This window comes from Brevundimonas sp., assembly GCF_036659295.1.
Classification (GTDB): Bacteria; Pseudomonadota; Alphaproteobacteria; order Caulobacterales; family Caulobacteraceae; genus Brevundimonas.
This window is the reverse complement of record NZ_JAVXCU010000088.1, coordinates 1-9,210: the sequence shown is the minus strand read 5'-3', so window position 1 is coordinate 9,210 and position 9,210 is coordinate 1. Positions and strand designations below refer to the sequence as shown.

At 58.8% G+C, this 9,210-nt stretch carries 10 protein-coding genes, 2 tRNA genes and 1 pseudogene; 4 read left to right on the top strand and 9 right to left on the bottom strand.

The features are described 5' to 3' along the window. The 3 genes from RSB01_RS12235 to RSB01_RS12225 form a co-directional block, all read right to left on the bottom strand. Positions 1–75, bottom strand: a tRNA-Glu gene (locus tag RSB01_RS12235). 105 nt (positions 76–180) lie between these two features. Then, complete coding sequence (gene recJ, locus RSB01_RS12230) at positions 181–1,986, bottom strand: single-stranded-DNA-specific exonuclease RecJ (protein WP_332625552.1); 1,806 nt, start codon at positions 1,984–1,986, stop codon at positions 181–183. Positions 1,987–2,088: 102 nt separating this feature from the next. Then, entirely contained in the window at positions 2,089–2,532 is a 444-nt protein-coding gene (locus RSB01_RS12225; protein ID WP_332620179.1) for a hypothetical protein, read from the bottom strand. 309 nt (positions 2,533–2,841) lie between these two features. Here RSB01_RS12225 and phaC point away from each other — a divergent pair, with 309 nt between their 5' ends. Continuing rightward, positions 2,842–4,551, top strand: coding sequence for a class I poly(R)-hydroxyalkanoic acid synthase (gene phaC, locus RSB01_RS12220; RefSeq protein WP_332591663.1), 1,710 nt, complete (start codon positions 2,842–2,844; stop codon positions 4,549–4,551). Continuing rightward, positions 4,551–4,925, top strand: a complete 375-nt coding sequence (locus tag RSB01_RS12215; RefSeq protein ID WP_332591659.1) for a hypothetical protein — start codon at positions 4,551–4,553, stop codon at positions 4,923–4,925. Before phaC ends, RSB01_RS12215 begins: the two co-directional genes overlap by 1 nt. Before the next feature lie 57 nt (positions 4,926–4,982). Here RSB01_RS12215 and RSB01_RS12210 read toward each other — a convergent pair whose 3' ends face one another. Further along, positions 4,983–6,041 carry a COX15/CtaA family protein gene (locus RSB01_RS12210; protein WP_332591662.1) on the bottom strand — a complete coding sequence of 353 codons (1,059 nt, stop codon included), beginning with the start codon at positions 6,039–6,041 and terminating at the stop codon, positions 4,983–4,985. 137 nt (positions 6,042–6,178) lie between these two features. On the opposite strand from RSB01_RS12210, the gene RSB01_RS12205 reads away from it, so the two are divergent. Next, positions 6,179–6,430: a transglycosylase gene (locus RSB01_RS12205; RefSeq protein WP_332620180.1), complete on the top strand. Its 252-nt coding sequence runs from the start codon at positions 6,179–6,181 to the stop codon at positions 6,428–6,430. After that, a complete protein-coding gene (locus RSB01_RS12200; protein WP_332620181.1) occupies positions 6,430–6,660 on the top strand; it encodes a DUF2842 domain-containing protein in 231 nt (76 codons plus the stop codon). The genes RSB01_RS12205 and RSB01_RS12200 overlap by 1 nt, the downstream gene beginning before the upstream one ends. Positions 6,661–6,724: 64 nt before the next feature. Here the strand turns inward: RSB01_RS12200 and RSB01_RS12195 are convergent. The 5 genes and pseudogenes from RSB01_RS12195 to RSB01_RS12175 form a co-directional block, all read right to left on the bottom strand. After that, positions 6,725–6,801: transfer RNA gene (locus RSB01_RS12195), tRNA-Pro, on the bottom strand. Between the two features lie 75 nt (positions 6,802–6,876). Further along, a complete protein-coding gene (locus RSB01_RS12190; RefSeq protein WP_332625550.1) occupies positions 6,877–7,260 on the bottom strand; it encodes a MerR family transcriptional regulator in 384 nt (127 codons plus the stop codon). 2 nt (positions 7,261–7,262) lie between these two features. After that, the gene (locus RSB01_RS12185; protein WP_332592185.1) at positions 7,263–7,571 is read right to left on the bottom strand and encodes an integration host factor subunit alpha; all 309 of its coding nucleotides are present in this window, start codon (positions 7,569–7,571) and stop codon (positions 7,263–7,265) included. A 73-nt stretch (positions 7,572–7,644) separates the two neighbouring features. Continuing rightward, a complete protein-coding gene (locus RSB01_RS12180; RefSeq protein ID WP_332625548.1) occupies positions 7,645–8,622 on the bottom strand; it encodes a beta-ketoacyl-ACP synthase III in 978 nt (325 codons plus the stop codon). Positions 8,623–8,626: 4 nt separating this feature from the next. Beyond that, positions 8,627–9,210, bottom strand: a pseudogene (locus RSB01_RS12175) (phosphate acyltransferase); the annotation flags it as partial.

Below are 9,210 nucleotides of genomic sequence, written 5' to 3'. Positions count from 1 at the left end.
TGGCAGTCCCTAGGGGAATCGAACCCCTCTTTTCAGGTTGAAAACCTGACGTCCTAACCGATAGACGAAGGGACCGCGTCGCGAACGTGTGGCTAGATAGACGGCGAATCCGCGAAACGCAACGGGGTAGAACGATTTCTGCTTATTTTTTCAAAGGCCTGTGACGCAGGGGCGCAAACCTCATGCCCCCATTCGCGGATCGGCAACGTCCTCGATTTCCAATTGCACGCCGCGCCTGCCGTTCCAGTCATCGGCCTTCAATCGACCGGACACGCACAAGCCGCCCTGCCCCGACAAGAGCATGCGCCCCAGTGGCAGATCCGCACAGCGCCACGCGATAGCCCGCACCGAGGCACCGTCAGGCCCTGCCAGACGACAACGCACATGGCCGCCGTTCATCGCCATCGGCTCACGCACCTGGATATGCTCGAAAGCAAACACCGGCTCGGGATTGGCAGGACCATAGGGGGCCAGTTTTTCAAAACTTTCGAACAGGTCACGCGTGGCTGAACGTGCATCGATCAGAGCATCGATCTCGACCCAGTCCAAAGCCTGCGCCGCTTCCTGCTCTCCGCTCAGGGCGTCATTCAAGAATGCCCGCAAGATTTCGAGATTGTCTGTGGCCACGGTTAGACCTGCCGCCATGGCATGACCGCCACCGGCAATCAGGACACCCTCTTCCCATGCCTTTTGTACGGCACGGCCCAGATTCATGCCTTGCTGTGAACGGCCCGATCCCTTGCCGGTGCCCGTCACAGGGTCAAGGCCCACAACCACAACCGGCTTGCGCCAGCGTTCACGCAGGCGACCCGCGACAATACCCACTACCCCCGGATGCCAGTCCTCGCCCGCAACCAGTACACAGGCGCTTTCATCCTGATGCGCGCCCGTAGCCTCGACCATGCGAATGGCTTGTTCAGTAACGTCGGCTTCGACATCACGGCGGGCGCGGTTCAACTCGTCCAGCTCGCGGGCCAACATGTCAGCTTCGCGGGCATCCTGCGTCGACAGCAGGCTGGCCCCCAGATCGGAACGGCCAATACGTCCACCCGCATTGATTCTCGGCCCCAGCACAAAGCCAACCGTTTGTGACTTGGCCTCGCCCAGTTCGGCACCGGCAACCTTCATCAGGGCGGCCAATCCGGGATTATTCCAGCCCGACATCGATTTCAGGCCCAGACTGGCCAAGGCACGGTTAAAGCCCGTCAGCCGCGTCACATCGCAAATCGCGCCCATCGCGGCCAGATCCAGCCATTGGCGAATATCCGGCTCGGGTGTCGCGGCAAACAAGCCGCGTTGGCGTCCTTCGCGGTTTAGTGCCGCCAACAGGACAAATACGACACCCGCAGCCGCAAGATTGCCCTGCCCCGAGGTGCAACCGGGCCGGTTGGGATTGACGACCGCCAGACATTTGGGCGGCTCTTCGCGCATCATGTGGTGGTCGATAACGACAACCTTCAGACCGATATCAGTGGCATGCGCCACCGCCTCGTTGGCGGCCGCACCACAGTCCACGGTAATAACCAGATCGGCACCGCTGGCTTTCAGGCGATCAAAGGCTGGCGCACTGGGGCCATATCCTTCCTTCATCCGGTCCGGCACATAGATAGGCAATTCCGCGCCCAGATGCCTGAACCAGCGCACCAGCAATGCTGCGCTGGATGCACCGTCGACATCGTAATCCGCGAAAACATGAATGCTTTCGCCCGCCTGTAGTGCATCCAGAATGGCAGTGGCTGCCTGATCCATATCCATAAAGCTGGAAGGGTCGGGAAACAGGGCCCGCAGGGTCGGGTTCAGGAAACTCTCGCCCTGATCGGGTAAAATTTCGCGAGAGGCCAGCGCACGGGCCAGCGGTTCGCTCAGACCCAGTGACTGGATGTGTGCGCGCGTGACGTCGGAATCTGCCGGACGCATGCGCCAGTTACGGCCAGATGCCGAACGGCTAAATCCCAGAAACGGCTTTTGGGTCATATCGTCAGCCATGCGGCCAGTATCCTCGGGCTGTCAGTATCCGTACGGCATCGTACAGGCGCTGATTCTAGACGCCTATCTTACGATCACGTCAGGCACGGACGTATAAGGCTTTTAGCGCATGGGCCGGTCAACGGGCGGCGGTGCCTTGGCACGTTCGCGCAAGGATGCCGCAAAGGCCTCGATTTGTGCAGGCGTGTCGGCTGTCGGGATTTCGACATTGTCCGCCGTCAGTCGCTGGCGCATCGAGGTGACAAACTGTTCGGCATCGCCCAGTTCCCAGTCAATCGCTGCCACTTCGCGGTCCAATTCGCCCTGAGTTGCCTCAAGGCCGCTGACTGCCGTGCGAACGGTGGCCGCATCGGGGACATTGACCGGCGCGTCCGGAAAGTCCTGCCAGCGAGGATAATCGCGGTTCTCGCTCACCAAGGAATCGATTCTGGTCGCCAATGGCGAGGCCGGATCAGCCGGAGGATCAAAGGCGCATGCCGACAGAGCCGCACAAAGAGCGACAGCGGCAACCGGCTGCAATACGATTTTCACAAGATTCACGTTCATATCCCGCGCATTCATATGCCAACATAGAGCGCGGCGAAAGGCATACGCCTATTCCTTGCTCTGGAGAACAGAACGGTGACCAAACCTGCGGCCCCGACTTCGACCGGCAAAACGGCTTCGACAACCGCTAAACGCTCTCGTTCGGCCACAGCAAAATCGCCGAATGCACAACCAGACAAGCCAAAGGTTTCTGCCAAACCCAAACCGGCCACTGATACTCCGCCGCCGCAAAATGAATCCACGACGGGTTTTGGTGCCGAACACATTCAGCAAATAGAGCAACTGTCGTTAAATCTGGCCAAGGCCGCCATGCTGGCCCAGTCGGCACTGGCTGAAGCGGCTCTGACCCAGGCCGATCGCCCTGCGGCGCTTTCGTCCGATCCGTTCAACGTCACCCCTGCCATGGGCGCGGTGATGAGCAGTCTGGCGGCCAAACCCGAAAAGCTGTTCCAGGCTCAGGCTGATCTGTTCAACCGCTATCTGGGCCTTTGGACCACGGCCACTCGCCGCGCATGGGGGCAGGACACAGACGCAGCCCCCGCCACAGACAAACGCTTTCGCGATCCGGCATGGTCGGAAAATCCGGTCTTCGACATGATGCGCCAGTCGTATCTGACAACAACCGAATGGATGCATGCTCTGGTCGCCAGTGCCGACGGCATTGACCCGAAGGTCAAACGTCAGGCTGAGTTCTTTACCCGCCTGCTGACCGATGCCCTGTCTCCCTCCAACTTCCTCGCTTCCAATCCGGTGGCCCTCAAGGCTCTGGCCGAGAGCAATGGCGAGTCCTTGGTCAGGGGCATGCAGAATTTTGCAACCGATCTGGAACGCGGCCACGGGCGTCTTGCCATTCGCCAGACAGACACGGACAGTTTCAAAGTCGGGGAGAACGTCGCGACGTCACCGGGTCAGGTCGTCTGGCGCGACGATCTGTTCGAGCTTTTGCAATATGATCCGGCAACGCCGAAACAGTATGCGATCCCGCTGCTGATCTTCCCGCCGTGGATCAACAAATTCTACATCCTCGACCTGCGCCCCGAAAATTCGATGGTGCGCTGGCTGACGGCACAGGGCTTTACCGTTTTCGTTTGCTCGTGGGTCAATCCGGACAAGGACAAGTCGCACTACAATTTCGACGACTATCTGGAAAAAGGCATTTATCGCGCCGTAGATAAGGTGCTGGAGCAAACCGGCCAGAAAACCGTGAACACGGTCGGGTACTGCATTGGCGGAACCCTGCTGGGTTCGGCTCTGGCCCATGCCGCCGCCAAGAAAGACACGCGCATCAACAGCGCCACCTTCTTTGCGGCCCAGCACGACTTTGCCGAAGCCGGCGATCTGGCCCTGTTCACCGACGAGCACTGGCTGGCCGAAATCGAGCGCCAGATGGACGAGGCAGGTGGCGTTCTGCCCAGCACCTCTATGGCCGATACCTTCAACGCCCTGCGCAGCAATGACCTGATCTGGTCCTTCTTTGTCTCCAACTATCTGATGGGCAAAGACCCGCCTGCATTTGATCTGCTGGCGTGGAATGCCGACCAGACCCGCATGCCCAAGACCCTGCATCTGGACTATCTGCGCCGTATGTATGGCCAGAATGCACTGGCCAAGGGCGAGGTCACGATGGGCGGCGAGACCATTGATCTGGGGAACATCACTGTGCCCGTCTATTTCCAGGCCAGCCGCGAGGACCACATAGCGCCCATGCGCTCTGTCTATCGCTCGGCGCGCCTGTTTAGCGGCCCCGTCACCTATACGCTGGCCGGATCAGGCCATATTGCAGGCGTCATAAACCATCCGGATGCAGGCAAATATCAGCACTGGGTCAATGCAACGCTTCCCGAAACGCTGGAAGAATGGCAATCGGGCGCGGAACAACATCCGGGCAGCTGGTGGCCGCATTGGGGGGAATGGCTGTCGGCTCTGTCCGGCAAACAGGTCCCCGCGCGCGATCCTGCCAAAGGCGTGCTGGCTCCGCTGGAGCCTGCTCCCGGATCCTATGTTAAGGTCAAGTCTTGATGCGTTTTGAACCCAATGCCCTGCTCGCCGTAACAACCGGTTGTGCGCTGGGCGTTCTGATCGGTAGTGCCGCCATTTTTGGCGAGGCCGGACAGTTACTGAAATATGTGCTGATCGCGATTGTCGTCACCGCACTTTACGTCCCGCTGAACAGCTGGATGAAGAAGCGTGCAGGCCAACAGGTCCGTCCGCTGATCCATCTGGAATCACAGGTTTCGGCCATGTGGTCGAACATGTTTCCGGCAGTCATTGCTTTGGCCGCCTTCATCCCCGTCATCTGGATGGGGCACGATTACGGGCTTCTGATCGTTATCGCATCGGTCTGGTTCGCAGGCACAGTGGCCTCGGCATTGGCCGCTCGCAAAGCCGCATAGAAAAAAGCGCCGGAGAAATCCTCCGGCGCTTTTCTTTTTGGTCAGCTGCTTTTCAGTTCAGCTACGCGGTCCCGAATTGAATATCCGCGGACGCGCGCGCCGCACCAGCCACAGATTCAAGGTCGCCAGACCCAGCACAATCGCCGCCACGGCCTGGTGGATCACGCCCAGCGTAAGCGGCACAGCGTGCATTAGGGTCAGGATGCCCAGAACGGCCTGTACCCACAGGCTAAGCGCCAGTGCATAGGCTGCGGCACCCGAACCTTCTGACAGACGCCAGCGCCATGCCTGCACGGCATAGACCGTACCGAAGGCCAGCAGGATGTAGGCACCAAGACGGTGATTGAACTGGACCAGTCCCTGATCATGCAAGAAGGCCAAACCGCCCTGCCCCCATTCGACCGGCGGGAACACCGCACCGCTCATCATGGGCCAGTCGGTAAAGACCATGCCGGCCTTTGAACCGGCCACCAGCCCCCCCAGCAGGCACTGGATAAACACAGCCGCCAGCAACAGGGTGGCCGCAAGGTTCCAGCCACGCGACGGACGATTGAACTGCTCGCCGGACCATGCTTCGAGGCCAGCCCAGATCAGACCGGCGAAAATGATGAAGGCCAGTCCCAGATGCGTCGCCAGACGCTCTGGAGCCACATCAACGCGCTCGCTGAGGCCGGACGAAACCATCCACCAGCCAATCAGCCCCTGCAGACCGCCCAGACCCAGCAGAATCGCACAGCGCAGCACCAGACGGCGCGGCATGATGCGAAACACCACGAAAATCAGGAACGGGACAGCAAAGGCTACACCGATCAGGCGGCCCAGCAGACGGTGCATCCACTCCCACCAGAAAATGCCCTGAAACTCTCCAAGGCTCATACCCGCATTGACCAGCTGGTATTGCGGGATCGCCTTGTACTTCTCGAACGCATCGATCCATTGATCATGCGAAAGCGGCGGGATGGCCCCCATAATGGGTTTCCATTCGGTGATAGACAGACCCGATCCGGTCAGTCGCGTCACGCCCCCCACCACGACCATGGCAAACACCAATGCCGCACACACAAACAACCAGATTGCCACAGACCGGCTGTGGGTGACTTCGCCTATACGCATCATTCGACGCCCGCTCTTGCCCCGATATCATGACCGTCTATCGTCAGACGGAGAACAGAGGGGTATGCCCCTGTCTCGCAGCGATTTCGAGTCGCATTCTTGTATTAAGCGTCACGGTTGTTTGAGGAGGCCATTCGCCCATGCCCTATATTGAACTGGCCGTGACCGTAGTGGTCGTGTCCGTACTGGCTTTTCTGGCCGATCTTCTGGCTGGTCGCCGCGAAATGCCGGCCTTTTTTGTCGTCGCCTATTCGGGGGCCATCTGTGGCGTGTTTCTGGTGCTGCGGGTATTTGCACTGGTAACACTAGATAGCTGGCAGTGGCCGTTATGGGCTGCAGGCGGCGCTGTTGCTGGCCTGTTGCTGTATTTTATGTTCCGGAAAAAACGCTGATGTCGCCGCGTCTCAGAAAACTTGTCGCCACCGTTCTGGTTCTGGCCTTCCTGACCTTCTGGGTCTGGGGTGCCGTAACCCTGTCCGAATTCCTGCCTGATATTTTCTGGGTTGATGCGATCTATTACATCATCGCCGGTATCGGCTGGGGCATCCCGCTGATCCCGCTACTGCGCTGGGCGGAAAAGCCCGCAAAGGGACCGCAAAACCATCCTGCCGATCCCCGATAGAATCCGGACGCAAAAAAGGGCACCCAAAGGTGCCCTTTTCTTTCGACCATGTTCCCTAAGGAAATGGTCGGAGCGACAGGATTCGAACCTGCGACCCCTTGACCCCCAGTCAAGTGCGCTACCAGGCTGCGCCACGCTCCGAAGACGCTTCGTATAGACGGGCAAACTGCCGACCGCAAACCAAAAAAGTGGCTTATGAACAATAAGCTGCGACTATTATGCCAAGACAGCGTTCAGTCGCGCTTGTGCCGCCTCGATCTGTTCCAGAACACGAGACAGATGAGAGCGATTTACACCCGAGGATAAGGTTTCGGGTTTCACCAAAGGCGTTACGGTCGCAGGAACCTTGCCTGAACGCACCGACTTGTCTTTGAAGAGACGCTCTACGCCCTTGATGGTCATACCCTCTTCGTGAAGAAGGCGACGGACATCCTTCAGAATAAGGATGTCCTCGGGCCGATAAAAACGTCGACCTCCCGCGCGCTTAACGGGCTGGATAAAATCCAGCTTCCCTTCCCAAAACCGCAAAACGTGTTGCGGAACTCCGACCTCGTCGGCGGCTTCGGAAATGGAACGGAAGGCTTGTGGGCTTTTAGTCAAAATCAATCCTCGACAACGGCGTCGTGGACCCTCGATTTCATGATTTGGGACGCACGGAAACTAATGACACGGCGCGGATTAATCGCAGCCGGTTCGCCAGTTTTCGGGTTACGGCCCATCCGAGCCCGCTTTTCCCGAACCTGGAACACACCGAAGCCGGACAGTTTGACCGTCTCGCCGCGTTCCAGAGATTCAACCACCAACTCGAGTGTACGCTCTACTAGACCAGAGCATTCCTGTCGTGAGAGGCCCACTTCATCGTGAACCGCGTCACACAGATCTGCCCGGGTAAGGGTGTGCTGTTCCGACACTTGCGTCTCCCCGTTATCAATCAGGAGTCATACAAAGCCAAAACTACGAAAAATCAAAGCACTCTTTGCGGAATCACAAACGGAATGCGCATGCGCCCCACGTCAATCCTCCGCCCATGGCCTCGAGAACGATCAAATCACCACGTTTTATGCGGCCATCCTTGATGGCAGTATCCATGGCGAGAGGAATCGATGCCGCAGAGGTGTTGGCATGCAAGGCGACCGTCGAGATTACGCGGTTCTCGTCCAGCCCCAAGCGCTCGCCTACACCACGGATGATTCGCGCATTGGCCTGATGCGGTACAAACCAGTCGATATCCGGAATGGCTATGTTAGCGGCCTCGGATGCCGCCACGATGGCTTCGGAAATATTCACCACGGCATGGCGGAACACCTGATTGCCGATCATACGCAGATGTCCGACCGTGCCTGTCGTTGACGGTCCGCCATCGACATACAGCAGATCGGTCTTGGAGCCGTCACAGCGCAGGGCAAAGCCCAGAACGCCCTGATCTTCCTTGGTGCCGTTGCCTTCGCGCGGCTCCAGCACAAACGCCCCTGCCCCGTCACCGAACAGGACGCAGGTGGTACGGTCCGACCAGTCCATCAGACGGGTCATTTCCTCGGCACCGATCACCAGCGCGCATTTGGAATGGCCACGGGCAACAAAGCCGTCCGCCACGCTCATGGCATAGACAAAGCCCGAGCAGACAGCCTGAACATCGAAAGCGATACCGACTGGTGCGCCCAGTTTTTTCTGAACAATCGCCGCCGTTGCCGGGAAGGTATTATCCGGCGTGGTCGTGGCCACGATAATCAGGTCCACATCCGCAGGCGTCTTGCCCGCATCGGCTAGCGCACGAAGCGCGGCCTCTACAGCCAGATCACTGGTCGGCTGGTCATCAGCCGCCTTGTGGCGTTGATGGATGCCTGTCCGCTCGATAATCCATTCATCGGACGTATCGACGGTTTTGCTCAGCTCTTCATTGGTGACAATGTTCGGGGGTAGATAAGAGCCTACACCCGTAACAGCCGTCCGAACTACGCTCACTCGACTACTCCCCGTCCGTCTTGGTTGCCACGTCGGTCATATCGGCCATGCGGGCCAGATTGGTTCCGACCTTGGCCAGATAATCACTGCGCGCCAGATCAACGGCGACGCGAATAGCATTTCCAAAGCCTTCGGCGGTGGCTCCACCGTGGCTCTTGACCACCAGTCCGTTCAGACCCAGCAAGGGGCCGCCGTTCACAGTGCTGGGGTCGATCTTGCGCGACATCTTTTTCAGCGCAGGCATGGCAATCAGCGCACCGATCTTGGATTGCAGACCGGACTTCAGCGCATCTTTGAGCAGCGTGCCGATAAAGCGGGCCGTACCCTCGGCCGTTTTCAGCGCAATATTGCCGGTAAAGCCGTCGGTCACGATGACGTCCACCGTGCCCTTGGCGATATCGTCGCCCTCGACAAAGCCGTAATAATTGATGGGCAGATGACCAGAACGCAGCATGGCATGAGCCTCGCGCACCTCGTCATGACCCTTCATTTCCTCGGAGCCGACATTCAGAACGCCGACTGTCGGTTTTTCGATGCCATGAACAGCCGACTGGAAGGCCTCACCCATGATGGCGAATTCGACCAGTT

Excerpts from the sequence above, each read along its gene's own strand:
- RSB01_RS12215 (WP_332591659.1), top strand. The coding sequence starts at position 4,551 with ATGCGTTTTGAACCCAATGCCCTGCTCGCCGTAACAACCGGTTGTGCG.
- RSB01_RS12225 (WP_332620179.1), bottom strand. The coding sequence starts at position 2,532 with ATGAACGTGAATCTTGTGAAAATCGTATTGCAGCCGGTTGCCGCTGTC.
- phaC (WP_332591663.1), top strand. The coding sequence starts at position 2,842 with ATGCTGGCCCAGTCGGCACTGGCTGAAGCGGCTCTGACCCAGGCCGAT.
- RSB01_RS12205 (WP_332620180.1), top strand. The coding sequence starts at position 6,179 with ATGCCCTATATTGAACTGGCCGTGACCGTAGTGGTCGTGTCCGTACTG.
- RSB01_RS12200 (WP_332620181.1), top strand. The coding sequence starts at position 6,430 with ATGTCGCCGCGTCTCAGAAAACTTGTCGCCACCGTTCTGGTTCTGGCC.
- RSB01_RS12210 (WP_332591662.1), bottom strand. The coding sequence starts at position 6,041 with ATGATGCGTATAGGCGAAGTCACCCACAGCCGGTCTGTGGCAATCTGG.
- recJ (WP_332625552.1), bottom strand. The coding sequence starts at position 1,986 with ATGGCTGACGATATGACCCAAAAGCCGTTTCTGGGATTTAGCCGTTCG.